The sequence below is a fragment of the uncultured Roseobacter sp. genome (assembly GCF_947499265.1).
In the GTDB taxonomy this organism is placed as follows: Bacteria; Pseudomonadota; Alphaproteobacteria; order Rhodobacterales; family Rhodobacteraceae; genus Roseobacter.
This window is the reverse complement of record NZ_CANMNK010000007.1, coordinates 1-25,838: the sequence shown is the minus strand read 5'-3', so window position 1 is coordinate 25,838 and position 25,838 is coordinate 1. Positions and strand designations below refer to the sequence as shown.

24 protein-coding genes and 1 tRNA gene are annotated in these 25,838 nt (G+C 55.4%); 18 read left to right on the top strand and 7 right to left on the bottom strand.

The features are described from left to right. Positions 1 to 87: 87 nt before the first annotated feature. The 3 genes from Q1A63_RS18485 to Q1A63_RS18475 all read right to left on the bottom strand — a co-directional run bounded on the left by Q1A63_RS18485 (position 88) and on the right by Q1A63_RS18475 (position 3,066). Positions 88 to 1,014, bottom strand: a complete 927-nt coding sequence (locus Q1A63_RS18485; protein ID WP_299632356.1) for a hypothetical protein — start codon at positions 1,012 to 1,014, stop codon at positions 88 to 90. A 429-nt stretch (positions 1,015 to 1,443) separates the two neighbouring features. Continuing rightward, positions 1,444 to 2,256 carry an FRG domain-containing protein gene (locus tag Q1A63_RS18480; protein WP_299632355.1) on the bottom strand — a complete coding sequence of 271 codons (813 nt, stop codon included), beginning with the start codon at positions 2,254 to 2,256 and terminating at the stop codon, positions 1,444 to 1,446. A 213-nt stretch (positions 2,257 to 2,469) separates the two neighbouring features. Then, the gene (locus tag Q1A63_RS18475) at positions 2,470 to 3,066 is read right to left on the bottom strand and encodes a hypothetical protein (RefSeq protein WP_299632354.1); all 597 of its coding nucleotides are present in this window, start codon (positions 3,064 to 3,066) and stop codon (positions 2,470 to 2,472) included. A 214-nt stretch (positions 3,067 to 3,280) separates the two neighbouring features. Between Q1A63_RS18475 and Q1A63_RS18470 the strand changes: the two genes are divergently transcribed. The 7 genes from Q1A63_RS18470 to Q1A63_RS18440 all read left to right on the top strand — a co-directional run bounded on the left by Q1A63_RS18470 (position 3,281) and on the right by Q1A63_RS18440 (position 10,236). Beyond that, positions 3,281 to 3,820 (top strand): recombinase family protein, encoded by a 540-nt coding sequence (locus tag Q1A63_RS18470; RefSeq protein ID WP_299632353.1) that lies wholly within the window; start codon positions 3,281 to 3,283, stop codon positions 3,818 to 3,820. Between the two features lie 183 nt (positions 3,821 to 4,003). Then, positions 4,004 to 5,230: a DNA cytosine methyltransferase gene (locus tag Q1A63_RS18465; protein ID WP_299632352.1), complete on the top strand. Its 1,227-nt coding sequence runs from the start codon at positions 4,004 to 4,006 to the stop codon at positions 5,228 to 5,230. Beyond that, positions 5,223 to 7,601 (top strand): ATP-binding protein, encoded by a 2,379-nt coding sequence (locus Q1A63_RS18460; RefSeq protein ID WP_299632351.1) that lies wholly within the window; start codon positions 5,223 to 5,225, stop codon positions 7,599 to 7,601. Before Q1A63_RS18465 ends, Q1A63_RS18460 begins: the two co-directional genes overlap by 8 nt. Next, positions 7,598 to 8,464, top strand: coding sequence for a response regulator (locus Q1A63_RS18455; RefSeq protein ID WP_299632350.1), 867 nt, complete (start codon positions 7,598 to 7,600; stop codon positions 8,462 to 8,464). The genes Q1A63_RS18460 and Q1A63_RS18455 overlap by 4 nt, the downstream gene beginning before the upstream one ends. Before the next feature lie 21 nt (positions 8,465 to 8,485). Then, a complete protein-coding gene (locus Q1A63_RS18450) occupies positions 8,486 to 8,929 on the top strand; it encodes an HAD family acid phosphatase (protein ID WP_299632349.1) in 444 nt (147 codons plus the stop codon). A 223-nt stretch (positions 8,930 to 9,152) separates the two neighbouring features. Continuing rightward, a complete protein-coding gene (locus tag Q1A63_RS18445) occupies positions 9,153 to 9,812 on the top strand; it encodes a hypothetical protein (protein WP_299632348.1) in 660 nt (219 codons plus the stop codon). A gap of 70 nt (positions 9,813 to 9,882) precedes the next feature. After that, complete coding sequence (locus tag Q1A63_RS18440; protein ID WP_299632347.1) at positions 9,883 to 10,236, top strand: helix-turn-helix domain-containing protein; 354 nt, start codon at positions 9,883 to 9,885, stop codon at positions 10,234 to 10,236. Positions 10,237 to 10,408: 172 nt separating this feature from the next. Here the strand turns inward: Q1A63_RS18440 and Q1A63_RS18435 are convergent, their stop codons facing one another. Then, on the bottom strand, positions 10,409 to 11,578 hold the full coding sequence (locus tag Q1A63_RS18435) for a hypothetical protein (protein ID WP_299632346.1): 1,170 nt from the start codon (positions 11,576 to 11,578) through the stop codon (positions 10,409 to 10,411). 106 nt (positions 11,579 to 11,684) lie between these two features. Further along, a tRNA-Arg gene (locus Q1A63_RS18430) sits at positions 11,685 to 11,761 on the bottom strand. 121 nt (positions 11,762 to 11,882) lie between these two features. Here Q1A63_RS18430 and Q1A63_RS18425 point away from each other — a divergent pair. Both Q1A63_RS18425 and Q1A63_RS18420 read left to right on the top strand, forming a co-directional pair. Next, positions 11,883 to 12,926: a LacI family DNA-binding transcriptional regulator gene (locus Q1A63_RS18425; RefSeq protein WP_298974413.1), complete on the top strand. Its 1,044-nt coding sequence runs from the start codon at positions 11,883 to 11,885 to the stop codon at positions 12,924 to 12,926. Continuing rightward, positions 12,923 to 14,140: a crosslink repair DNA glycosylase YcaQ family protein gene (locus Q1A63_RS18420; RefSeq protein ID WP_299632345.1), complete on the top strand. Its 1,218-nt coding sequence runs from the start codon at positions 12,923 to 12,925 to the stop codon at positions 14,138 to 14,140. The genes Q1A63_RS18425 and Q1A63_RS18420 overlap by 4 nt, the downstream gene beginning before the upstream one ends. Here Q1A63_RS18420 and Q1A63_RS18415 read toward each other — a convergent pair. Next, positions 14,134 to 14,649: a winged helix DNA-binding protein gene (locus Q1A63_RS18415; RefSeq protein ID WP_298974409.1), complete on the bottom strand. Its 516-nt coding sequence runs from the start codon at positions 14,647 to 14,649 to the stop codon at positions 14,134 to 14,136. The two genes, Q1A63_RS18420 and Q1A63_RS18415, sit on opposite strands and share 7 nt — an antisense overlap. A 202-nt stretch (positions 14,650 to 14,851) precedes the next feature. Between Q1A63_RS18415 and Q1A63_RS18410 the strand changes: the two genes are divergently transcribed. From Q1A63_RS18410 to Q1A63_RS18380, 7 genes are all read left to right on the top strand, one after another. Continuing rightward, a complete protein-coding gene (locus tag Q1A63_RS18410; protein ID WP_298974407.1) occupies positions 14,852 to 15,841 on the top strand; it encodes a TRAP transporter substrate-binding protein in 990 nt (329 codons plus the stop codon). A 69-nt stretch (positions 15,842 to 15,910) separates the two neighbouring features. Beyond that, positions 15,911 to 16,435 (top strand): TRAP transporter small permease, encoded by a 525-nt coding sequence (locus Q1A63_RS18405; protein ID WP_298974406.1) that lies wholly within the window; start codon positions 15,911 to 15,913, stop codon positions 16,433 to 16,435. Between the two features lie 4 nt (positions 16,436 to 16,439). Continuing rightward, positions 16,440 to 17,750, top strand: coding sequence for a TRAP transporter large permease subunit (locus Q1A63_RS18400; protein ID WP_298974405.1), 1,311 nt, complete (start codon positions 16,440 to 16,442; stop codon positions 17,748 to 17,750). Positions 17,751 to 17,755: 5 nt separating this feature from the next. Beyond that, entirely contained in the window at positions 17,756 to 18,682 is a 927-nt protein-coding gene (locus tag Q1A63_RS18395; RefSeq protein ID WP_298974403.1) for a hypothetical protein, read from the top strand. A 1-nt stretch (position 18,683) separates the two neighbouring features. Next, entirely contained in the window at positions 18,684 to 19,415 is a 732-nt protein-coding gene (locus Q1A63_RS18390) for a carboxyltransferase domain-containing protein (protein WP_298974401.1), read from the top strand. Then, the gene (locus Q1A63_RS18385) at positions 19,412 to 20,431 is read left to right on the top strand and encodes a biotin-dependent carboxyltransferase family protein (RefSeq protein ID WP_298974399.1); all 1,020 of its coding nucleotides are present in this window, start codon (positions 19,412 to 19,414) and stop codon (positions 20,429 to 20,431) included. The genes Q1A63_RS18390 and Q1A63_RS18385 overlap by 4 nt, the downstream gene beginning before the upstream one ends. Positions 20,432 to 20,446: 15 nt before the next feature. Continuing rightward, positions 20,447 to 21,217, top strand: a complete 771-nt coding sequence (locus tag Q1A63_RS18380) for a 5-oxoprolinase subunit PxpA (protein ID WP_298974397.1) — start codon at positions 20,447 to 20,449, stop codon at positions 21,215 to 21,217. A gap of 15 nt (positions 21,218 to 21,232) precedes the next feature. Here Q1A63_RS18380 and Q1A63_RS18375 read toward each other — a convergent pair whose 3' ends face one another. After that, entirely contained in the window at positions 21,233 to 22,492 is a 1,260-nt protein-coding gene (locus Q1A63_RS18375; protein ID WP_298974989.1) for a c-type cytochrome, read from the bottom strand. A 294-nt stretch (positions 22,493 to 22,786) separates the two neighbouring features. On the opposite strand from Q1A63_RS18375, the gene Q1A63_RS18370 reads away from it, so the two are divergent. Next, complete coding sequence (locus tag Q1A63_RS18370; RefSeq protein ID WP_298974396.1) at positions 22,787 to 24,898, top strand: 4Fe-4S binding protein; 2,112 nt, start codon at positions 22,787 to 22,789, stop codon at positions 24,896 to 24,898. Further along, on the top strand, positions 24,895 to 25,773 hold the full coding sequence (locus tag Q1A63_RS18365; protein WP_298974393.1) for an FAD:protein FMN transferase: 879 nt from the start codon (positions 24,895 to 24,897) through the stop codon (positions 25,771 to 25,773). Before Q1A63_RS18370 ends, Q1A63_RS18365 begins: the two co-directional genes overlap by 4 nt. The last annotated feature ends 65 nt before the right edge of the window (positions 25,774 to 25,838 follow it).

Sequence of the window (25,838 nt, the reverse complement as noted above, 5' to 3'; positions counted from 1 at the left end):
GCTAGATGCGATAGGAGCATAAGGCCGCATGCTATCAGAAGGAGCCAATATACGAGTTCGCGTTGATCTTCATCTGTAGCCATCGGTCTACGCCTCATCTTGTGTCGCCTGGGCGGCTTGTCTCTGCAGGTCTTTGACCCGTTCTACAGCCTCCTCGTACTCGCGTACGAGCTGTTCTCGGTCTTCATAGTTCTGTTGGTGCTTCTTGCGTAGCCGGGCTTCCATTGTACGCAGGCGTTCTGTCTCCCAGCGGATCATTTCCGTCAGGTCGCTCATGTCATCTATGTCTTGTTGACGGCGAAACGCATTCTCTGCAGGCTGATCATAGCTACGGGTTTTCCGCGTATCGAAGGTGTTTCCTTTTCTTGCCCGGTCGAACTCCTGCTGCACTTTCTGAGCGCGCCGTGACGGCAGAAATATTCGTCCGAAATTGTATAAAATGCCGATAGCAGTGGCGAGGCCGACGTAGGCTGTCCAGGCTCCTGCAGCTAGAGTGCCAGCAATGACCAGCCTTATCATGCCACGCGTTTGTACAGCCTTTTCGGAAGAAACCTCGTTGAAGGTTGGAACTGAGCCGCAGTCACGGCAAACCGGACGGGTTGTTCCTTCATTTCTCTGCCAGGCGCGTTGCAGAACCAGTGACCAGCGCACCACCTGATCGCGGTAGCTTTTGAAAGTCACGTTGTAGTCGCCACCCCGAACGCAAATATCACCAGGTGTTACAGCTTGCAGTCTGCTTTCATCGTACTGGCGCACAAGACCTGTTACTTCAACGCTGCGGCCACCATATTGGGTTTGCCAAACGAGACAGTAGAAATAGTTCCCATTGCCCTGGCGGCCTTGGAGGGTGAATTGTTCGCCGCTCCTTAGCGATACTTCTCCATAACCCTTGTTGTATTCCGGTTGGCCTGGTGGTCGGACGTACTTCTCAATATTGTTGACCAATCGCAGTCCAGACACTGCAAATCCTAAAGCAAGCAACAAACAAATTCCGGCAACAACAGACTTTGGCATAATGATCAGACATTTGCAGATTCTGTCCTGTCTGCAAAGAGGTTTACTTCTGGAGCGCCTTTCGCACGACCTCCCGAGATACTCCATGTTCACGGGCCAGGGCCTTGGTGCTTTTGCCCGGGTGTTTGGCTTCATCGGCCTTTATCGCTGAAAGTACCGATCGCGCAATCTTTGTTCGGCCGAGCGTCTTGCCTTTTGCCTTAGCCCTTTCTCATCCGGCCTTTGTTTGTTCGCTTATAATGATGGCCTCTTGCTTTGCGAGAGACGGCAGCACCGCCAGAAGACCGTCCCTCACCATTTCATTTTCGGTCGATAACCCATGAGCTTAGCTATCAACTCGGCGCGCTTACGCTCACATGAGCGCGCCGAAGTGCATTGTCAAAAACGGTCGTTTTCGCCAGTGGCAAAAACCTATGAGTTTTGACCATTTTAAGGCTTAGGAGCAGCGCTTCCTGTAGGTAAATAGTACCGTTTCAACCATTCGGACAGCCCGCCAAGACCGGGGAAGAGCACTCTTTCACTGATATTGCGCTGATCAAGCTTGTCTCGAACTTCCCACTTCAAGTCAGCTGGGATGATAATTTTTCGCCATGGCGTGCCGCTGCTAGTGGCAAGATGATCATCGATCAACAAATCCGGCCTAGAGGAAATCGAGAAGTATGCGAACTGATTGTATATCCTTGCATCCAACGCAGGTGGCTCGAAGAACAGAACGAAGTCTCCCGTTTTGTGACCCAACTCATCCAGCTCAGCGAGGTTATTGAGTCCTTCAGACATTAGGTCAGTTGTAAGTATCCAAGTTTTTTCTGCCTCCATCACACCCCGAATTTTCGGAGGGGCTTTTTGATGTAATTCCTTATAATTCACCATCCAAACTGCGCCATCCTCCTTCATCTTGTCCGTGTTGGAAGTTGCGAAATGCAGCGCGACGTCTGGCGAATAAGACCAATCAAGCAACCGGGTTGGTAGGCCGTAATGCTGTCCTACAGACAGCCAATACCACTCGTTATGGTGGTCGCCTAAATGCTGATAGGCGTACTTCTTGAACTGGCGAAGTATATGGTTTTCGGTCTTTGCGAATTCGCCGCCCTGACGCATTAGCGAAGTTTCCATCTTGTAACGTGCGGTCGATACGCCTCGAAACGCGTACCGCGATTTGAACCGACCAAGTCTGTCGTTTTTGCTGTCCTGAAAAAGAAGCTCATACAAATGGCTCCAGGACGTTGCGGTCTCGGTGGTCAAAATAGTGCCTCCTCTTAGCTACTGGAAATTTTTCCACGCGGTAATGAGCCTATCGTGGCCATGGTTGGATGAACGATCAAGGCAAAAGCAGCTTTCTTGGAAAGCCGCACTTCATTGCGGTTGGTCAAACACGCTATGCCGACACCAACGCACCCACAACGGTCGTCTCCGTTTGGGGGGCAAAAAGCATGAGTTTTGGCCGTTAAGTTGCCTTTAGTTCTCGATGTTGGTCGATTCAGACAAACCAAACTTTCGAAGCACTGACTGTTCAAAAGCCGCATCTTCAAGGAATGCGGTCGCCGTTTGCTCAGATGCTGCTTGCCAGATACGCCGAGGTACTAGTTCATGGTTTCTTGAGGCATGGGTGTGTGAAATTTGGATTGAACGAGCTTTCTCAAGCGAAATCGAACTCTCAGAAAGAAGAAGCTCGATTTCTCTTTTGATATTTGTGAAGTCATTGCCCGCGCTCTTCGCATCCTTGGTTTTGGTTTCGAGTTTAAGAACGTATTGCAACGCAGTCGTAAGAACGACGAGTAATCCCGCAATCGCGGTGTATAGGTCACTATTCCCTAGCAACCCTATGGTTTCATCAGCTTGACCGCCGTTCCCGAAAAACCGGTTGTTCGAAAAGAAAAGTACTGCGATTGCAGAGATGATGTTGAAGCAGGTCATGAAGTTGCTCCACTGCCGACAGCTATTTGATGCTCGGTAATGTCCGTTGCTCGCTCGAATAGCTCGGCGTCGCCAGTTGAGCATCAATAGGACGCGCGCTTCATGACATTCTGGAATTTCACTGGCCTTATCGCTCAAAACTCATACCCCTATCCTTGTCAATGTTCGCGTGGATACTGGGGCTATGCAACACGGAAGTTGCTTGGACAAAAACCTGTGGACCCAACCTATGCGCCAAAAACGGTCGTTTTTGGAACGCTTGACGGAGCAACGCCGGAACAAGAAGATTTCCGTTCCACAAACCGGTACCAAACGCATTTGGTTTTGGAACGGTTTTTGATACACTTGACGCATGATTTTTGGCTATGCGCGTGTCTCAACCGACGATCAGGCACTTGATGCGCAGATCGATGCGTTGAGAGACGCCGGTGTACACAAAGTCTTCACAGAGAAAAAAACTGGCAAGACGCGACAGCGCGCTGAGTTGATGCGTTTACTTGAACAGTTGCGCGAGGACGATGTGGTCATCGTAACGAAATATGATCGGTTAGCGCGTTCACTTCGCGATCTCATAGATATAATCGAGCTGATCCGTGAGAGAGGTGCGGGTTTTCGAAGTCTTGGAGAAGATATCGACACGACGACCCCAGCAGGACGCTTGGTGTTTCATGTTTTTGGTTCGATTGCTGAATTTGAGCGGGAGAGGATTGTCGAGCGGACAAAAGAAGGTTTGGCCGCTGCAAGAAAGCGCGGGCGAATTGGTGGCCGACGTCCCGTCTTAAATACTGAACAGAAGGAGGCTGTGCGGCAAATGCGGGATGAGGAAAAGCGATCACTTGGAGAGATTGCTCGTTTGTTTGGGGTAAGCAAGCAGACTGTATCGCGGGCTTGAGAGTGGATTTCGGACGTTCGCTACGATTGCGATAAGCTGGCGGTTGACCATCAAAGCGGACCTCAAGTGCCTCACCTAGCAACAGCAAGTGTCCCGACTCACACGATACTCAAGTCAGGGAAACGAGAAGTACCTGGCGCATAAAAGGGATCCATGCTAGTTCAGTTGAAAACGGGTTTTAGTATGCGATTCATCGATCTCTTTTCTGGCTGTGGCGGCCTATCACTTGGCCTGACTAAGGCTGGATGGAAAGGTGTGTTTGCCATCGAGAAAAGCGAGGATGCTTTCAAGACGTTCGCCCATAATTTCAACCGTAAGAAAGCACTGAAGTTCGACTGGCCGGAATGGTTGCCTCACGAGCCAATCAGCACCTCGGAGTTACTCGAACAATACCGAGTACAACTGATTGCGCTTAAAGGCAAAATTGACCTCATTGCAGGCGGCCCGCCTTGTCAGGGTTTCTCTTTCGCTGGCCGTCGGCAAGAAGGCGACCCACGTAATCAATTGAAAAATGAATACCTTGAAATCGTAAACATCATCCGCCCGAAATTTTTAGTCTTTGAAAATGTCAAAGGCTTCACTGCGAAGTTCCAAGGTGCGAAGAAGCAAACCCACTCAGAGCAAGTAGTTGAGCAGCTGGAGGGCTTGAGTTGGGGTGGATACCGCACGTTCTCATCCGTCATAAACGCTTCTAGTTTTGGTGTCCCTCAACCCCGACCACGCTTCATTCTTGTTGCTGTACGAGCCGATCTTGCCGACGAAAACTCTGGCATCGAGGATCCTTTCCAAAACATCAGTGAGTACGCTGCGAATTTCAGGGCGCGAAAAAAACTAAATGGTCACAAAATTAGTGCGAAGGAAGCTATCTCAGACTTAGAAGTAGAATCCTCTGGTGTTCACAGCAGCGAAGACACCAATGGCTTCAAACAGATCAACTACCGAGCTGAGACTCATTCGGAATTCCAAAAGCTAATGAGAAAGGGACTACCTGCAGGAAAGAGGGCCAATAGCCTCAGATTGGCGAGACATCGGCCCAAAACACTTTTGAGATTCAAGGAAATTTTGGAGAGTTGTCCTAAAGGTAAATCTCTACCTAGAGAATTTCGCGAAAAATATAACATCAAGAAACAATGCTTCACGCCGCTCCACCCCGATGAACTGTCAAAAACCATCACAACACTTCCTGATGATCTACTACACTACAGCGAGCCGCGTATCCTTACGGTTCGCGAGTGCGCCCGTCTTCAGACTTTCCCTGATTGGTTCGAGTTTTTGGGGAAATACACAACTGGTGGAGTTAGGCGGAAGCAGGAATGCCCTCGTTACACACAAGTCGGGAATGCTGTCCCTCCCTTGATGGCTGAAGCGCTTGGCTTAAAGATTATCGAAATGGCAAAGACACATGGTTGAAAAAAAGTTTCGAGTCAGTTCAGCTCTCAAAAACATCATCGGAAAAGACCTAATTACTAACGAATTCATCGCTGTTTTTGAACTCGTCAAGAACTCGTTCGACGCCCATGCAAAACAAGTCGACGTCACGTTCAAAGATCTAAGAACATCGTCCCCAAAACTCATAATTAAAGATGACGGCAAGGGTATGGACCTCCCTGATCTGGAGAACAAGTGGCTTTTTGTTGCTTACTCAGCAAAGAAGGACGGAACCGAAGACTACAGAGACGCGATTCAAAGCACCAGAATTCACGCTGGAGCCAAAGGTATAGGACGGTTCTCGTGCGACCGGCTGGGTAAGTCTCTAAAGATCTACACAAAAAAGAAGACCGCGCCGACGATCAACCTTCTGTCCGTAAACTGGGAAGCATTCGAGCAAGATGCTAAGGAAGAGTTCGAAGAAGTTGGTGTTTCATACGAAACTGCAACTTCCGCGCCTTACAAATTGACCAGCGGCACCATTTTGGAAATCAACGATTTGCGCGAAAATTGGGACCGAGAGCGTGTTCTGAAACTTAGGCGGTCATTGGAGAAACTGGTTAATCCGAACCAAGAAAATGATGCAGAGAACTTTGCCATCAATCTATATGCACCGGACTATGAGGAAAGTGACAAGAGCGTCAAAGATGACGAGCCGTGGAACAAAGTCAACGGCCCTATTGAGAACTTTCTTTTTGAAAAAATAGGCATCAAAACGACATTTATTAATGTCGCGATTTCTGGGGATGGAGAAAAGATCAAAACTCGGTTGGAAGACCGAGGAACATTGATCTTCGAACTGACGGAGCGAAATCCCTACAAGTTCGATGAGTATACACTTCACGACATCGAAGTAAGCTTGTTTGCGCTTAATAGAGGCGCGAAGTCTGCCTTCACTAAATATATGGGGACTCAGCCTGTTAGGTTTGGGTCAGTTTTCGTCTACAAGAACGGATTTCGCATAAACCCCATGGGTGACCCGGGACATGACAACTTTCAGTTAGATAGCCGAAAGACGCAGGGGACCTCGCGATTTCTGGGTTCAAGAGACGTCTTTGGACGAATTGAAATCAGCGGGGACAACCCAGAATTTCAAGAAGCGTCTAGTCGCGATGGCGGCCTTGTCGCTAACGAAGCCACAGAGCTTCTGCGAGAGTTTTTCGTAGAACATGTTTTGAAACGATTGGAGGCCTATGCAGTCGATATCGTCAAGTACGGTAACCTTGGCACCGACTTTGATAGCGCCCTACAAGAGGGTACCGACGTTAAGTCCCAAATCATCGCGCTCATTCAAGATTTGACGAAGTCAGATGAAATTTTGGACGTTCACTACGATCCAGCAGTTGTAGATATTTTTGAAGAGCTTTCGGAGAAAAGCATTCAAGGTCTATTGCGGAATTTCAAAAAGATCGCATTGCGTAATTCATCTAAAGACATCGAAAATGAAGTTATTCGGGCAGAAGCGCGACTAGCAGAACTCGACAAAGCAAGACGCGAGGCGGAAGCCGAGGCCGAAAAAGCTAGAAAAGAGCGTCTCAAGGCAGAAAAGGAGGCTAAGGAGGCTGAGGAAGCCCGGCGTGAAGCGGAAGCGGAAGCTGACGAGGCCAAAGAAGAAGCTGAAGAAGCACGTAAAGAAACCGAAAAGGCCTACTCGGAAAACTTATTCCTCAGGTCAATGGCCAACACTGACATTACTGACACTGTGAGCTTCGTACACCATATCGGTATCGCAGCAGAGACTATAGAAAACTATGTGAAAAACTTCTCTCTAAGAATTCGCAAGGGCCAGTCGTATTCTGAAGATACAATTCTTGAGACCCTTAGCAATATCAGCTCTCAAGCACGCAAAATACTCACAACATCAAAATTCGTCACAAAGGCTAACTTCAGCTTGAAAGGCTCGAACGTTGAGGCTGATCTGTGCGAATATCTGGAAGAATACATTGAGAATATATGCACCGGGGTGATCAAAAACGAAGATGGTGAGAATATGATTTTTGAGTTTAGAAATCGAAACGCTATTGGGTTTCAGACCAAATTTCAACCGCTCGAAATTTCCATTATTTTTGATAATCTCATAAGCAATGCCAAACGGGCCAAGGCGAAGAAAATTCTCATCGATGTGATTGAAGGGGACGAAAAGAATTTGACTGTTACTTTTGCAGATGACGGCAAGGGCATCGTGGCGAAATCCGTGGATCGGATTTTCGAGATCGGCTTCACAACCACTTCGGGGTCTGGGCTTGGGCTTGGGCAGACCAAAAAGCTAATGGAAAAGCGCAGGGGGAGCATTGAGTTGGTTAAAGCTAGCCAACTGTCTGGCGCGGTATTTAAGTTGAGGTTTTCAAGATGAGCTTAGACTATAGAATTTTCTGGATCGATGATGACGATGACTTACCAGCATCCCTTTGCGAACAGCTGGAAATCGAATATGCTGAGTTGTTCAATTTCGACATCGAGGTCGAAGGTGATGGAGAAAACCTAGAGAGAAAGCTTGCATCTGAACCAATTGATCTTTTGGTTCTAGATTGGAACATCAACGGAGATCGTGATGGCCGCCAACTCATAGATGAACTCCGAGCTTCAGGTGAACTCACAGAGATCATTTTCTATTCTCAAGATGAGACAGTTACAGAAAACTGCAAGGAAATCATGGGAGTCCACACCTGCGTGAAAGGAGAGGCCGACGAAAAAATCAAGTCTGTGATAAATCGGTTCCATGAGCGAAGCAAAAACGTCGCGATCATGCGGGGAATGATAATCTCTGAGGCGATAGACCTTGAAAACAAGCTAACTGAAATAATTTTAGCTCTTTTCGGCACAAAGTCCGACCTTTTCAGAGACCGTATATTGAATAAGCCTATATTAGATTTTGGCAAGAAGCATGGCTTTGTAAATGGCCTGCTAAGAGACAAACTTGAGGAACTGAAGGCTGTTGAAGTGCCTGATGCGCCGAAGATCGCACGGATCACGGCAATCAAAGATGTTTTTAATAAAATGATGAAAGAGGTCGTCAATCAAAGGAATATATTGGCTCATTCCAAGAAAAAATTTGAAGATGGGGTATTGGTACTCGCTTCAATAAACAGCGATCCGCCAATTCATTTTACGGATGATTGGAAGAACGAAATTCGTTCTAACATCAAGAAGCACCTCACAAATCTGGTGGCCATTAAGGAAGTGCTGATAGAAGAGGGGCTGATGGATGCCTTATGAAAACCACCTTTGGCGAAGTAAATGAAGCCGACAATTCTGTTTGATATTGATGGTACAATCGCTGACATACGACATCGTCGGCATTTTCTTGACGGTGCCAACCCAGATTGGCGGTCTTTCAATTCGAAAATGGGCGATGACACCCCTAACCGGCCTGTAGTCAGTCTGTACAGAACACTGTGGGAAAGCCACAATTTCCAGATCATTCTTGTCTCCGGTCGTGGCGAAGAAAGCCGCAAGATAACCGAAACCTGGCTTACTTGGAACTCAATCCCGTTTGATAGACTTTTGATGCGCCCAAAAGGCGATTTTCGGTCAGATGTCGTCATCAAACAAGAACTGTTAGATCAACTTCAGAAGGAAGGTGCCCAGATATCCTTTGTGGTCGATGATCGTAATTCAGTAGTAAACATGTGGCGCAGGAATGGTATCACATGTCTTCAATGTGCTGAGGGTGATTTTTGAACAGCGGCAGCTTTCTGGCTTCCCGGTTTCTCGGTGACAACTAGCAGCTGGCATAGGTTAAGCGCCAAAACGATGAGAGTTGCAAAAGCCCGCTTTTTTGCAAACGCAACAAACGGCAGGTTGAACGGGCCACTTTGCAGCACCGAACACCCGCGTCGGAAGCCTCCTTTGGGCCGCTAGTGTTTAGGCCCTCCCATTCGTTAACTCGTGCTATTATTTGCACATGTCAAATGAACTCGAACATTTGCACCAGTACGAACCATCCCAGACCGGTTCCTTACTTCAAGAGAAATGGCTGGATGTCCAGGCCGCGGTGGATCACTGCCAAATGCGTGGACTTACAAGAACCCCAAAAACTGTCCGCAAGTGGGCCAAGCGATCTCACCAAGACCCTGATAACGGAGATATCTGTGCGCGCCGTGAGGATATCGCAACCGGTCATCGTTGGCTGATTGAACTCACTTCCCTAGATCGAAAGATCGATGAAGAGCTTGAGTTTGAGGCACGGAACGGTTCCGAACCGGTTCAAACCACGCCTAACCTGTTCACTCCGAAAACCGTTCGAGATAGCGATATTTACAAAGACCAACCCGGGTCGCACCAGCCCGAACCAGCGCATGTCAGTTCGAACAAGGGCGATCTAATCGAGGCGCAATTACGTGAACAGCTGGAAGATGCAAAGGAACAGATCACGTTCTTACGTGAGGAGCTAAAGCATCGCAGGACGACTGATGAGGCGCTAGCAAATGTGATCGAAGCATTTCGCTTGAATGCCGAGAATGGGCAGGCCCAAGCGATCAAAGAAGCTAGCAGATCGGAAAAGCCGAGCTGGGTAGGGGAGAGGCGGCAGGATATTGTACGCCCTGATATTCAATCTCAGTAAAGCCTATTTGTTCACATCCGCTTCGCTAACAGCGAACCTACGGGGTATACTCTAGGCATACTAAACGCCTATGAAATCTCGACACATCAGCGCTGTCATTAGTGAAAAGAACATTGTCATCAAGGGTAGCGATGCGCTTTCGCAAGCTGGGTTCACTCAAGTTCCTAACGCAATTTTGAAAAGCGACGGAATCTCGGCGGGAGCAAAACTGGTTTACGCCCTGCTCCTGTCTTACGCTTGGCACAACGATTTTTGCTTTCCTGGGCAAGAACGTCTGGCAAAGGATATCGGCATCTCTCGGCAGAGCGTCAACACCCATGTCAAAGAGCTTGAGCGCAAGGGATTCATTGTGATCAAGCGTCGAGGTCAAGGACGGGCGAACCTCTACGAACTCAACCTCAAAGCAAAAGTCCTTAGGCGGTAGCGACGACATTCAGATGTCAAAATTTTGGACATCTAGATGTAAAGATATTGGACGGCCAGTTGTCCAAAAATTTGACACTAAGAATACGAATTGAAGAATATCCAAAATTAATACTCATAAGACTTTTTAAAAAAGGAAGATGGAAAGGTCGGTTGATGGGATACTTGGCGAACTAGATCGAGCGGCGACTTGCGCCAGACTGTTTGGTGCGGCGAACGTTTATGGCCGATGCGTCGAGACTGTTCTTGAGATGCACCGCATAGTGCTTCTCAATCATCTCGACACTTGTCCGGCAGTTTTTGGCAATCTGATAGATGTCCGCCCCTTCAAGCAATCGAAATGAGATGTAGCTGTGCCGCAAGGAATAGAGAGTGCGTCGATTTCCTTGTCGGTCGAACTTCAAGCCTTGCTCATCCAAAATTCGGTTGAACTGCTTTTTGTGATCAGCAGGGAAGAGACGGTCGGTCGGCTCCGGCTGATTACGCTCAACCATTCTCTGAAATGGACGAACAGCACCGGTGGTGCTTTTGCAATATCCAACACCGCGCTTGCCGCGCACTTCGATCTCGAGGATCGTCTCGCTGGTGGCATCATCTTCGACGATCTCGACATCCCGGTATTCAAGCCAGTTGGCTTCATCAGGACGAATACCAGTATTTGCCATGAACAAAACCTTGTCGTGCAGTTGCTCGGCAAGGTGGCGATGCTTTGCGTTGATCATAGCTTTGATATTGGCCCGCGTGGCCGTGTACAGTTGCTTATATTCATCAGGCGAAAACCAAGCACGATGCGAGACTTTGGTTGACGTGCGGTACGGAGCAGACATATCGGGCATATGTGCCAGCCAACCATGCCGTACCGCCGCCTTTAATGTCATACGCAGCGTCACCGTCTCCTTTTGGATTGTTGCCGCTGCTGGGTGCTTCCCCCGGTAGGTCGATTGCATCCTTGCCAGACGGTATTCTTGAATTTTTGTCGTTGTAATCTCGGACAAACCTAGTTTTCCGAAGAACGGGTTCAGGTGCAGTCGGACGTGATTTTGGTGATTGGTCAGGCACTTTGCGCTGCGTTCTCCCATAGTGTCGGCTTCAAATTCTTGAAGGAATTTATCGGCGGCGAATGTAAACGTGCGCTCATTCGTAAGCTCTCCGCGAGACTGTTTTCCACGCAAAGTGAGGTACCAATCCTCGGCGAATTCCTTCGCAAGCTTGAGACTTTCTTCCTTGGTGGAAGTGCGGCGGTTCTTCCCGTTCAGGTACGATGAACACTGCCAAAATGGACTGTTTTCCCGCTGGTAGACGTGAACCTTTCCGCCAAGAATCGTGTGCTTTTCGGTCGCCAACGTCCAAACGCCCCAAAATGTGTAAATGTGTAAGCTTTGTGGAAGGGTATTTTCCTATCGCTCCCCAGTCAAGCTGAGTTGTATATCATTGATAGTTAAAAGAATTTGGCGACCCCGGCAGGATTCGAACCTGCAACCTGCCCCTTAGGAGGGGGCTGCTCTATCCAGTTGAGCCACGGGACCGACCCGGATGGGTTTAGAACAAGTTTTCCGGCTTGTCATTGGTCTAAATGCTTGTGCGACAGATGCTTGATAGGCAGGGTTCACCTGCGCTACCAAGGAGCGACAGTACAGGGAATATATTGTGACAAGACCCAAGCAGCGCCCGTTGACCCTCCGTGATGTATCAGAAGCCTGCGGGGTGTCGGAGATGACGGTGAGCCGGGTCCTGCGCAACCGCGGCGATGTGTCTGCTACGACGCGCGAACGTGTTCTGCAAGCCGCCAAGACCCTTGGGTATGTGCCCAATCAGATCGCGGGATCGCTTGCCTCGCAGCGTGTGAATCTCGTGGCGGTGATCATCCCCTCCCTGTCCAATATGGTGTTTCCAGAAGTCTTGACCGGGATCAATCAGGCCTTTGAAGACACGCCACTGCAGCCGGTTGTCGGGGTGACCGACTACATGCCCGAAAAGGAAGAGCAGGTCTTGTACGAAATGCTGTCCTGGCGGCCATCTGGCGTGATCATTGCCGGGCTGGAGCATTCCGATGCAACGCGCGCGATGCTGCAAAACGCGGGTATTCCCGTTGTTGAAATCATGGACACCGATGGCAATCCAGTGGATGCGATGGTCGGTATTTCGCACCGCCGGGCCGGTCGGATGATGGCCGCGGCGATCCTCAAGGAAGGCTATACCCGCATCGGGTTCATGGGCACGAAGATGCCGCTCGACCACCGGGCGCGCAAACGCTTTGAGGGGCTGACCGAAGGCTTGACCAAAGAGGGCATCGAGATCGAGGCCCGCGATTTCTATTCCGGCGGATCGGCGCTGGCAAAGGGCCGCGAGATGACGCAATCGATGCTGGAACGTGCGCCTGATCTCGATTTCCTATATTATTCCAATGACATGATTGGTGCCGGGGGCCTGCTCTACCTGCTTGACCAGGGCGTTGATATCCCAGGGCAAATCGGACTTGCCGGATTTAACGGCGTTGAATTGCTGCAAGGTCTGCCGCGGAAATTGGCCACGATGGATGCCTGCCGATCAGAGATTGGGGCGGCGGCTGCGCAGATCATATTGGAACGCAGCGCACTGCCCGAAGATGCAGACCCGGGGGAGCCCGCACGCATCACCCTGACACCCAAGATTTCCTATGGGGAAACGCTGCGCCGCAACCAACGCGGATGAATACACTCACCCTCAGCAACACATCCGCACGCCGGCTGTTTCTGGATCGGCATGCGCTCAGCGAAACGCCGCAAGGCGTGGCACAGGGCGCTGAGTTGCTCTCCTTGATCGCGCGTCTTGGGTTTGTGCAGCTCGACAGCATCAATACGGTCGCCCGCGCCCATGACCTGATCCTGTTTTCCCGACGGCCACGCTATCGGCCCAAGGCGCTGAAACGTCTTTACGAAAAGGATCGTGCCCTTTTTGAACACTGGACGCATGATGCCGCCGTGATCCCGATGGACTATTATCACTGGTGGCAGTTGCGGCGCGAACGGGATGCGGCAAAGCTGCGCAATCAATGGCGGGATTGGCGGCGGGATGGGTTCGAGGCGCAATTCCAACCGGTTCTGGACCAGATCCGCGAGGAAGGGCCCTTGTGCTCCTCTGATGTCGGCGCGGGCGAAAAACGTGGCTCCGGCGGGTGGTGGGACTGGCACCCCTCGAAAACCGCATTGGAATACTTGTGGCGCAGCGGGGCCCTTTGCGTGGTCGGGCGCGATGGGTTTCGCAAGCGCTATGATCTGACGGAACGGGTGATTGATGATGCCCTTTGCCAGCCCCGACAAGAGCCCGAGCATACGGCGGCAACGATTGACTGGTGCTGCTCTGGCGCGCTGGACCGGCTGGGTTTCGCGACACCGACCGAGCTTGCCGCCTTTTGGGATCACATCACCATCGCCGAAGCCAAAGACTGGTGTGCGGGAGAGCTTGCGGCGGGTCGGCTGCAACCTGTTGAAATCGAATGCGTCGGTGGCGCCTTACGCCCCGGTTTTGCCCGACCCGATATCGCCTCTGATCCGGCTTTGAGCTCGGAGCCGACGTCCCGGCTGCGGGTTCTCAGCCCGTTTGATCCGGCGCTGCGCGACCGGAAGCGGGCGGAACGGCTCTTTGGCTTTGACTACCGGATCGAGATTTTCGTGCCCGAGGCAAAGCGTCGCTATGGCTACTACGTCTTCCCGATACTGGAGGGGGACAGGTTGGTGGGTCGCGTCGATATGAAGGCGTTTCGCGACCGTGATACGCTTCACGTGCGGGCGCTTTGGCCGGAAGCCAAGGTGCGATGGGGCAAGGGGCGCGTGGCGGCTTTTGAGGCCGAACTTGCGCGGATCGTTCGGCTGGCGGACGTCAGCAAATTGTCATTTGAGGACGGCTGGTTGCGCGCGCCTCAATAGGTTGTGGCGGCTCGCGCCGCCTGATCATATTGCCCGGACATCAGACGCAAAAGCGATGCCGCATGGCTGACCTGCTCGGGCTCCAACCCCAACTCCCCCACCGCACGCAGCAGCAGACCCTCGCGGATCTCACGGTAGCGCACGCAGGTCTCCGCCCCCTTTTGCGTCGCGGCCACAGTCTTTTCCTTGCCCTGACGACCGTCTTTTACCAACCCCGCCTTGATCAGCTTTTTGATTGCATAGTTGACGGTATGGGTATCCTCGACGTTCAGCACCAGACAGATATCCGCCAATTTCTTGGGCCGGTCGCGATGATAGACGGAATGCAGCACGAGCACATCCAACGCCCCCAGTTCGGGATACCCAGCCATGGCAATGGCGCGCACCATCCATCGGTGGAAGGCGTTGTTGGCCAGCGTCAGGCCAAACTCCAACTCGGAGATTTCCGCAAACGAGCCACTTGCCAGATGTGCAGAGGAGACGACGGGGCCAAGAAAAGGATCAGACATACCCTATAGACTGCGCAATACTGATAATTTGTCAACATTTTGTTGACGTATTGCAAAAGTTGCGCAGTATTGACGCCAGGGAATCAATCTGACGAAGATTCGCGGCAGGTCCAATGCGCCTGAGACCAGATCTCAAAGCATACCAAACGCCAGCGGGCACAAGACCCGCGCCTATCTAAAGAACCAACCAACGGAGAGACCAATGAAACTGACACAAAGATTTTTGGCGGGTGCCGCCACGCTCGCCCTGACGGCAGGCACGGCCGTTCCCGCGTTCGCGGCCGAAAAATGGGATATGCCCATGGCCTATTCCGCGTCGAACTTCCATTCGGAAAACGGTGTGGCCTTTGCGGACTGCGTGGGCGCGGGCACCAACGGCGAGATCACCATCGAAGTGCATGCCGGTGGGTCGCTCTTTGCGGGCGCCGACATCAAACGCGCGATCCAGACCGGTCAGGTGCAGATTGGCGAACGTCTGCTTTCAGGTCACCAGAACGAAAGCGCTGTCTTTGGTTTCGACAGCATTCCCTTCCTCGCGCCCTCCTTTGACGACAGCGAAAAGCTCTACAAAGCGGCAAAGCCCAAGATCGAAGCGCTGCTGGATGAACAGAACCTGGAGCTGCTTTATGCGGTGCCTTGGCCGCCACAAGGTCTATATTTCAAGAAAGAAGTGAACAGCGTCGCCGACATGGCCGGTGTCAAGTTCCGTTCCTACAACAACACCACCAGCCGTTTGGCCGAGCTGACGGGCATGCTGCCGGTGACGGTTGAAGCCGCCGAGATCAGTCAGGCCTTTGCCACGGGCGTTGCTGAATCCATGGTCTCGTCCGGCGCCACGGGCTATGACCGCAAAGTCTGGGAAAGCCTGACGCATTTCTACGAAGTCGACGCCTGGCTGCCGCGCAATTACGTGATGGTGAACCAGGACGTCTGGGCAGATGTATCCGATGCAAACAAAACCGCCATCCGCGCTTGCGCCGACGAAGCGGCGGCGCGTGGGCTGGAAGCCTCCAAAGCCTACACCCAATTCACAATGGACGGGCTGGCCGCGGGGGGCATGACCGTGCAGCCCGCAGGCGATGCGCTTATGGGTGAATTGCGCGAGATCGGTGCGACCATGACGTCCGAATGGCTTGACGCCGCCGGAGACGACGGCGCGGCCCTCGTCGACGACTTCAAAGCGATGCAATAATCGCGCAATGGCGGTCCCGATTGTCGGGACCGCCCTTTTGATATCATTCATTTGAGTGGGAGTGGTGCCGTGACTGCGATCCGCAAGACGCTTGATTTTCTGTACCTGATCGCCGGGATTGCCGCAGCTTTGTGCCTGATCGCAATCCTTGCGTTGATCGTGGCACAGATGGTGGCCCGCTGGACGGGCGAAATCTTCCCCGGTGCGCCGAATTACGCAGGTTACGCGATGGCGGCGGCGAGCTTTCTGGCCTTCGCCAACGCTTTGAACAAGGGCGCGCACATCCGCGTTTCCATTCTGTTAAATTCGGTGCCCGCGGGCGCAAAACGACTGCTGGAAATCTGGTGTTTTGCCGTGGGTGCGGCGGTCGCGTGGTATTTCACCTATTACGCCTATTGGTTCGTCTACTGGTCCTGGAAATTCAATGAGGTCAGCCAGGGGCAGGACGCCCTGCAGCTTTGGATCCCGCAATCGGTCATGGTGATCGGTGGCGGCCTAATGGCCATCGCCCTCACCGACAACCTGTTGCACGTGATTTTCAAAGGCGATCACCGGATCACCCGCGATACCGTCGACGATAGTTTCGAGGTGTGAGCAGATGACCGAAGTTTACGCCATCATCCTCTTTCTCGTCGTTCTTTTCCTGCTGCTTGGCACCGGCGTCTGGGTCGGGCTGGCCCTGATGGGGGTCGCCTGGGTCGGTATGGAACTTTTCACCACACGCCCCGTCGGCGACACGATGATCACGACGATCTGGGCCTCCTCCAGCAGCTGGACGCTGACCGCCTTGCCGCTCTTCATCTGGATGGGCGAAATCCTCTACCGCACGCGGCTCTCCGAAGACATGTTCAAAGGCCTCTCGCCATGGCTTGCCCGTTTGCCGGGCGGGCTGGTGCATACCAACATCGTGGCCTGTACGGTCTTTGCCGCGGTTTCCGGGTCCTCCGCTGCAACGCTGACCACCGTTGGCAAGATGTCCATCCCGGAGCTGCGCGCGCGCAATTACCCCGAGAATATGGTCATCGGCACACTGGCGGGTGCTGCCACGCTGGGGTTGATGATCCCGCCATCCATTGCGCTCATCGTCTATGGGGTGACGGTGAACGAGAGCATCACAAAGCTCTTTTTCGCCGGCGTCTTTCCCGGTCTGATCCTGGCGACGATGTTCATGGCCTATGTGGCCATTGTCTCGAAGGTGTCGCCCTCCTGGAACCCAAGCATGGAGACGGGCATGAGCTTTGGCGAGAAGCTGAGCAATTCCCGTTTCCTGATCCCGGTGCTGACACTGATCACCGTGGTCATCGGATCGATGTACGCAGGCTACGCGACCGCGACCGAGGCTGCCGCCATCGGTGTCATCGGCGCGCTCCTGCTGGCGACCGCGCAGGGCTCGCTGACGCCCGCGTCGTTCAGGGCCAGCCTGATGGGGGCCATGCGGACCTCGGCCATGATCGCGCTGATCCTTGCGGGCGCGGCCTTTCTGAAACTGTCGATGGGTTTCACCGGTCTGCCCCGCGCGCTGGCCGACAGCATCGCAGCGATGGAACTGGCGCGGTTCGAGCTGCTGATGGCGTTGCTGGTCTTCTACATCATCCTGGGCATGTTTCTCGACGGGATTTCCGCCGTGGTGCTCACCATGGCCATTGTCGAGCCGATGGTGCGCGAGGCCGGTATCGATCTCATCTGGTTCGGTATCTTTGTGGTGGTGGTCGTGGAAATGGCGCAGATCACCCCACCCATCGGGTTCAATCTCTTTGTCCTGCAGGGGATGACCGACCATGAAATGGGCTACATCACCAAGGCCGCACTGCCAATGTTCCTGATCATGGTGCTGATGGTTTTCGTGCTGATCTGGTTCCCCGAGATCGCAACATGGCTGCCTGAAAACCTGCGACAAACCCCGAGCTAGCGGAAGTGACAAGACTGCTATGGTTCATCTCCGACAATGCGCGCGCTTGCCTGATCGTGGGTCTGCTGGCCGGGCTGGCACTGCCCGGTCTGGCCGCCACGATGCAGCCATGGCTGCCGGAAATGGTGGCGGTGCTGCTCACGATCACCGCGCTGCGCATTGGGCACCGTGCGGCCATGGGGGCGCTGTCGGATCTGCGCTGGGGGCTGGGATCGGTTGCGGTATTGCAATTGATGCTCCCGGTTGCCTTGTTCATGCTGTGCTGGATCTGCGGCCTTGCGGAGGCACCCGCCGTCACCGCGATGGTGCTGGCGACAGCAGCGCCCGCCATTTCCGGCTCGCCCAATCTGGCGTTGCTGTTGGGCCAGAATGCCGGTCGCATGATGCAAATTCTGGTGCTGGGCACCGCCACCTTTCCGCTGACGGTGCTACCGGTTCTGTGGTTGATGCCACACCTCGGTACACCAGCCGCGATCACCAGCGCGGCGCTCACCCTGCTAGTGGTCATCGCCGTGGCCACGATCATCGGCTTCAGCCTGCGCCAGCTTTTCTTCCCCGCCCCCTCCGAGCGGCAAATCAAAGCTCTCGATGGGCTGTCGGTTCTGGCCTTCTCGGCCATTGTCGTGGGGCTGATGGCAGCTCTGAACCCGGCCCTGCGCAGCGATCCCGGCAGCGTCGCTCTTTGGGCGCTCCTGGCCTTTGCCATCAGCTACGGCGCACAGATCTTCGCCTATCTGATCCTGCGCAGATCACCACTCGCGCATGTCGCCGGGCCACTGGCCATCGGTGCGGGGAATCGCAATATCGCACTTTTTCTGGTGGCGCTGCCGCCAGAGGTACTCGCGCCGCTGATGGTCTTTGTCGGCTGCTGGCAATTGCCGATGTACCTGACGCCCATCCTGTTGCGCTGGTTGTACAAAGCGGGGCCTTGAAATGACCGACGGGCCTACCATCAAAACCGTCGGTCTTTCCGGCCTGCTGGTCAGCTTTGGCACCGCGATGAGCGAGCCTGCCAATCGCGCCGCCCTTGCTTTTCGCGCAGCGCTGGAGGCTGAAAACTGGCCAGAGGTCAGCGAAACCATGATGTCGCTTGTCTCTGTGTTTGTCGCGGTGGATCTGGTGAGCATTCCCGCCGCACAGGTCGAGGAGAGGTTGCGTGATCTGCTCGGCAAGCAGGATTGGACCGCAGCCCCCCTGCCCGGTGGCCGCACCAGGTGGCATGTGCCAACGGTCTACGGCACCGACCTTGCGCCACAGCTTGCGGAAGCGGCAGAGGTTACGGGCCTCGATCCGGACACGGCGATCCGGCAACTCTCGAGCGCCCGGGTGCGGGTTCTGACCCTCGGGTTTGCGCCGGGCCAGCCCTATCTGGGCGAACTTGACGAGGTCTGGAACATCCCGCGTCAGCAAAACCTGACTAAAAGTGTGCCGTCCGGCGCGCTGGTCTTAGCCATCCGTCAGCTGATCATCTTCACCGCGCCGACGCCAACGGGGTGGCGCCACGTCGGCCAGACGGCTTTTCGCAACTTCGTTCTGGATGCGGCAAAGCCCTTCGCGCTCTCGCCCGGCGATGAGCTGAGCTTCCCGGCCATCGACCGCGGCGCCTTCGATAAAATCGGCGCTGATGACCGCTATGGTGGCGCAGACCGTGAGAGCCTGGCATGAACGCCCATCTCAAAATCCTCTCCGCGGGTCCTGCGATGAGCCTTCAGGACATGGGCCGTGAGGGCTATCTGGCGCATGGTCTGACACGCGGCGGGGCGGCCGATCGGCTCGCCCTGCACGAAGGGGCGGCGCTGCTGGGCCAATCTCCCGATTGCGCGGCGCTTGAAATGGTTGGCATGGGAGGCACGTTTGAGGCGACCGTCGATACGGTCATCGCCCTGACGGGCGCACGCATGGGCGCAACCCTCGATGGCGCGCCGCTGACATGGCATGCGTCCCATGCGTTGCCCGCCGGGGCCAAATTGGTGATTGGCGGGGCACAGGCCGGAACCTACGGGTATCTGCACGTCGCGGGTGGTTTCCAGACCCCCGTGGTCATGCACGCGCGCGCCAGCCACCTCAACGCGCAGATCGGCGCTTTGTGTCACATCGGCGACACCCTTCCGATCAGTGCAAACGCCAGCGCCCGCAGCGGTTACTTCCTGACGCCAGACCCCCGACTGCAGGGCGGCACGATCCGCATCATCACATCGTTTCAATCCGATCAGTTTGCGCAAGAGACCCGGAACCGGTTCGCCGCCACATCGTTTCAGCGGGATGCCCGTGGGAACCGGCAAGGCGTGCGCATGCACACCGATGAAAACGGGTTTTATGCCACCGATGGTCTGAGCATCGTCTCAGAGGTCATCACCACCGGCGACATTCAAATCGCGGGCGATGGTGCGCCCTACGTTCTGATGTGCGAGAGCCAGACGACGGGTGGATATCCCCGGATCGGGACCGTGATCCCTTGCGATTTGCCCAAGGTGGCGCAGGCGCCTGTGGGCGCGCCCGTGCAATTCGAGTTCATTTCGCATGCAGAGGCGATCGAGATCGAAAAACGCGCCCGCAACGAGGTCAAGGCGCTCGCCACAAAAGCACAACCGCTGGTGCGCGATCCCTCTGACATTGCCGACCTGCTGAGCTATCAGTTGATCAGCGGCGCAGTTTCCGCCACTGCCGATCCATTTGCCTGAAAAAGGAGACGTCTCATGACCCGCGTAGATCTGAATGCAGATATGGGTGAAAGCTTCGGCCCCTGGAAAATGGGAGATGACGCGGCCCTGCTGAAAACGGTCACCTCGGCCAATGTCGCTTGTGGCGCGCACGCGGGCGACCCGGATGTGATGGCCGCGACCCTGCGTCTGGCGATGGAAAACGGTGTTGGCATCGGGGCGCACCCGGGCTTTGCCGACCTGCAAGGCTTCGGGCGTCGCCGCATGCAGGTGCCAGGTGGGACGCTGCAAAACTCGATCCGCTATCAGGTGGCCGCCTCCCTTGGCATGGCCAAATCGCTGGGCGCAAAGGTGCGTCATCTCAAAGTGCACGGCGCCTTGGCAAACATGGCCTCGGAGGACGAGAGCCTGGCGCGGGACCTTTACGAAGCAGCGCTTTCCGTTGATCCTGATCTGATCGTCATGGTGCTCTGCGCCACAGCGCAGGAAGACGCCGTGCGCAAGCTGGGCTGCGCCTATGCGGGAGAAATCTTCGCCGATCGCGCCTATAACGACGACGCGACGTTGGTAGACCGCAGCCTGCCGGGCGCGGTGATCCATGACCCGAAGGTCGCCGGCAAACGCATGGTGGAGATGGTGCAGGCCGGGGCCATCATCACCGAGACTGGCAAGCGCATCGAGACCAATATCGATACGATTTGCCTGCATGGCGACACGCCCACGGCCGTTCAGATCGCAGCGTCCGTCCGCAGCGCGCTGGAATCCGCGGACATCAACGTGCGCCAATTCGATGGGCGTCGCAGCTGACAGATGATGCAAGGGCTAGGGGCTGGTTTCCTGCTTCAGAAAGGCGATCAGATCATCGCGGTCCTGCGGTTTGGTGATCCGCTGCATCGGCATTTTCGAGCCCGGCACGTAGTGATCCGGACCCAGATCGAACAGCAAATCAATCGTGTCATCCGACCAGACGATATCAGATGTCTGCAATGTCGGTGAGTAGGTATAGCCGTCCACAGTGCCCGCCGCACGCCCGAAAAGCCCATGCAATGTGGGCCCGGCGCGCCGCTGACCATCCGGCCCCAGCGCATGGCAGATCGAACATTTGCGTTGGAACTGCCGTTCGCCATTGGTCATTTCTTCGGGCGCTTTTAGAAAACTGCGCTCGGTGTTGGCCATTTGCGGTGCCGCGCCAAGGTCCTTGACGGGCCAACTGTACATGGCATCGTCAAGCCCGCCCGCGTGGATGTTCTGACCATCCGGCGCGAAGGCCAGAGCCCAGATCGGACCCGACAGGGTGGCCCGAAAATCGTTGGAAATGCGCCAGTCTTCGGTGTCGATCAGCATGATGTAGCCCTGCGCGTCCCCCACTGCTATGCGCGCCGCGCCCGCGTGATAGGTCATCGCCAGAATGGGCCGCCGATCCGCGGTGAAATCCCGCAGCGGGTCACCCTCCGGCAAGCTGGCCAGACGTGTGGTGCCGTCCACAGCCCCATAGGCGATCCATGTTTCATCTGCACTGACGACCAGAGTGTTGATCCCGAACCCGTGATTGACCAACCGGCGCAGGGCCTCGCCGGTGCCCGCGTCCCAAACGCGGAGTGTCCCATCCGCGGATGCGCTGTAAAGCCGTTTGCCATCAGGTGAAAAGGCGACGTCATTCACGATATTGGCGTGGCCGGTTATCTCAATCGGCGCCGCGCCTTCCTCCAGCGACCATATCTTTATGGTCCGGTCCCAGCTTGCAGAGGCAACCCGCTGCCCATCAGGAGAAAGCGCCAGCTGAATGATCTTGGCGGTGTGATTGCCAAGCACGCGGGTGTCACCGGTTGCAGCTTCCCAGAGGCGCAGCGTGAAATCATCACCAGCGGAAACCACCCGCCCCTTCCCCAGATAGGCAACGGCATTTACCGCCGCCGTATGCCCTTCCAGCCATTGCGGCGCGCCATCGCGCCAGAGGCCCACCGAATTGTCGAAACTCGCGGTAAGGATCGTACCGTCCTCGCCTGCCGAAATACCTTTGACCGGACCGCCGTGCCCCTTCAGGGTGAAGAATTCCTGCGCTGAAACGGCGAAAGAAAACATAAGGAAAAGCGGAAAGAGACAGCCAAATAGCAGCACCATCAGACGCCTGTTTTGTCTGTCTTGCCGCGCAGATTTCAAACGTGCCATTCCAATTCTTTACCTTCGCAATTCCGTATGCCCGGCCCGGTTCAAGGCCCTGCCAGACGCGCGAAGTATTGCAAGAGAATTTGCGTCGGTCCATGGTCTGGCATTCACGAGCCAATTTACGCCTGTGCGCGGCGAAATATTGTGCCAGCGACACGTCATACCTTAGTCCCATAGGACGCGCGCAGACCCGGGCCTAGGATCACCCATATGACAGGGAGAGAGACGGCGCTACGACGCGCAGTGCAGGCGTTGACGGTTTTCACGTTCTGGGTGGCAGGTGCTATTCAGGGCCTGGCCGAGCCGTTGTCGCGGGACATCCTTGCGCCCTATATCGTGCCGCCAATGTCGCTAGGCGAACAGATCAGTGAAAACGGTGTCTGGCAGCTGCTGAATTCCGGCGGGGCCGAGGCCGGTTATGTGTTCGAGACCGAACCGATGGCCCCTTTGCCCGGGTTCTCCGGCGCCCCGATCAACGTGCTGGTCGTGCTTGATCTGAACGGTCGGTTTCTGGACGTGCAACTTCTGTCCCATAACGAGCCGATCTTTGTCTCCGGTCTGGGGCAAGCGCCGTTCCACAAATTTTTTGAGCAATATCGCGGCCACTCGATCACCGACAGTCTGGTGGTTGGCACGCCCTACGGGTCAGGCGGCGATGGCTCGGCGCTGGTCTATCTGGACGGCGTCACCAAAGCCACGGCGAGTGTGCGCATCGCGCATGAGAGCGTGCTTGCCGCAACCCTGCAAGTGGCGCGCGAAAAGATGAGCGGGATTGCCACCGGCCCGCCCGCCTACCCCGATCAGGAGGTCACCGAAGAGCTGACCTGGGAGGGTCTGGTGACGCAGGGCATCGCCGTGCGCAAGGTGGTCACCAACGCAGAGGTCGACGCAGCCTTCGACGGCACGCTCTGGGAGGACGACGACCCTGACGCCAAGGATTATCCAGAGGAGACATACCTCGATCTCTGGGTCGTTGACCTTGGCCCCCAGTCGATTGCCCGCGCAGTGCTGTCCGAGGACAGCCTGGCCGAGCTGCAGCAATTCATGTCAATCTCGACCATGGACGAGCCGGTGCTGGTGGTGGAAACCGCGCGTCACGGGCTGATCACGGATGACTTCGTGCGCAATACCGCACCGGATCTGATCAGCGCCGAACAGGGCGGCTTTCCCATCGCCTTCCGGGATGCAGATATCTACGTGGAAATGAACGCGGATGTGCCGGAAGAAATCCGCGATGGGACGGCACTGATCCTGCGTACCGACCGGCGTTTGGGCTTTGACCCCACTGCAGAATGGAAGCTGCAGGTCAAGGCGCTGCGCGCGCACGGTGTGTTCCAGCCCGAGATCGGCTCGGTCACCTTTGAGGTACCCTACCAAGCGCCTGACCGTTTCTTTGCCCGTCAGGACGTGATCAAACCCGCCCCACCCTGGGTGGATGCCCTGCGCAACCGCGCGGGTGATCTGATCGTTCTGGGTGTTTTTCTGGCCGGCCTGCTGATGCTGCTGGGTCTTTCGCTCAACCGGCTGGCCGGGCATCGGTATTTCACGCCGATCCGTCTCGGCATTCTGGCTTTTGTCACCGGTTTCATCGGCTGGTGGGGTCAGGGGCAGCTGTCGATTGCCACGCCACTTGCGGTTATCCGCACCGCCTTTGAAGGTGGCAGCTATGCATTCCTGCTCTATGACCCCTTCTCACTGGCGCTCTGGGGTGTCACGATCCTCGGTTTCGTCCTCTGGGGTCGCGGTCTCTTTTGCGGTTGGCTGTGTCCGTTTGGCGCCCTGCAGGAATTCACCGCCCATCTGGGCCGCATCCTGCGCCTGCCCCAGATCGAGCCCAACGCGGTTTGGGATGATCGCCTGAAACTGTTGAAATATGTCGTCCTCGCGGGGTTGATCGCGCTTCTTTTCACCACCCCCGCCCGACTCGACAAGGCCATTGAGGTGGAGCCGTTCAAGACCGCCATCACCACCTTTTTCATCCGCGAATGGTACTATGTCGCTTATGCGGTTGGGCTCTTGGTGCTGTCCATGGTGCTTTTCAAAGGGTTCTGCCGCTACCTCTGTCCGCTCGGGGCGGTTATGGCCATCGGCGGGCTGCTGCGCGGGCGGGATTGGATTGCCCGGCGCACGGAATGTGGCACACCCTGCCAGCTCTGCCGCGTGAAATGCAGCTACGGCGCCATCAGGAAAACCGGCGAAATCCAGTATTCCGAGTGTTTCCAGTGCCTGGAGTGCGTGACCATCCATGATGACCGCAACCAATGCGTGCCCCTCATCCTCGCCGGCAAAGGCCGTCCGCTGCAAAAGGTGGCCGCAGAATGACCCTGACCCGCCGCCGCTTTCTCACCATCACCGCCGGATTTGCCTGTGCGCCCAGGCTGGCGCAGGCCAATACATGGCAGGGCCGCGCTTTTGGGTCCGATGTCGCCATCACCCTACGCGGCCCGCGGCAAGATACTGAGATCGCCCTGAACAGGGCCCGCGCCCAGATAGTGGAGATTGAAAAACTTTTTAACCTCTACGATCCAGGCTCCGCACTCTCGCACCTGAACAGGCGCGGCGTGTTGCGCAACCCCGATCCCCGTTTTTTCGCGCTGATGCAGGCGGCGGATCAGGCCTTTGATCTGACGGGCGGCTTGTTTGACCCAACGGTACAACCGCTCTGGCGGGCCTTTGCCTCAGGCGAGGGCATTCCAGCAGCCCGCGACGCCGTTGGCTGGAAGCGCGTGCGCTTTAACCGGGGTGAAATCACGCTGGACGCTGGGCAGGCACTGACGTTCAACGGCATCGCCCAAGGTTTTGCGACCGATCTGGTCACCGAGCTTTTGCGGGACCAGGGTCTGCAGAAGGTAATGGTCAACATCGGCGAATACCGTGCCATGGGCGGTCCCTGGCGTTTGGGGCTGAGCGATCCCGCGTTGGGGCATCTGGGCACCCGCACGCTGACCGATGCGGCCATTGCAACATCCAGCCCCGGGGCGATGTCGCTCGGGCGCGCGGATCACATCCTGCACCCCATTGCAGATCCGCAATGGTCCACCGTCTCTGTTGAGGCGCAAACAGCCACGCTTGCCGACAGCCTATCCACCGCGCTGACCCTGGCAAAAACCGATCAGATCAAGGAAATACAAAAACCGCGAACCGATCTCGGTCGCGTTACCCTGGTCTCAAAGTCTGGTGAGGTGATCACCCTCTAGCCCCCCGGCCCCTGCCCCGCGCGAAGCGGCGGGGCGGGGGTGTGTGTTTCAGGCCGCGGCCTCTG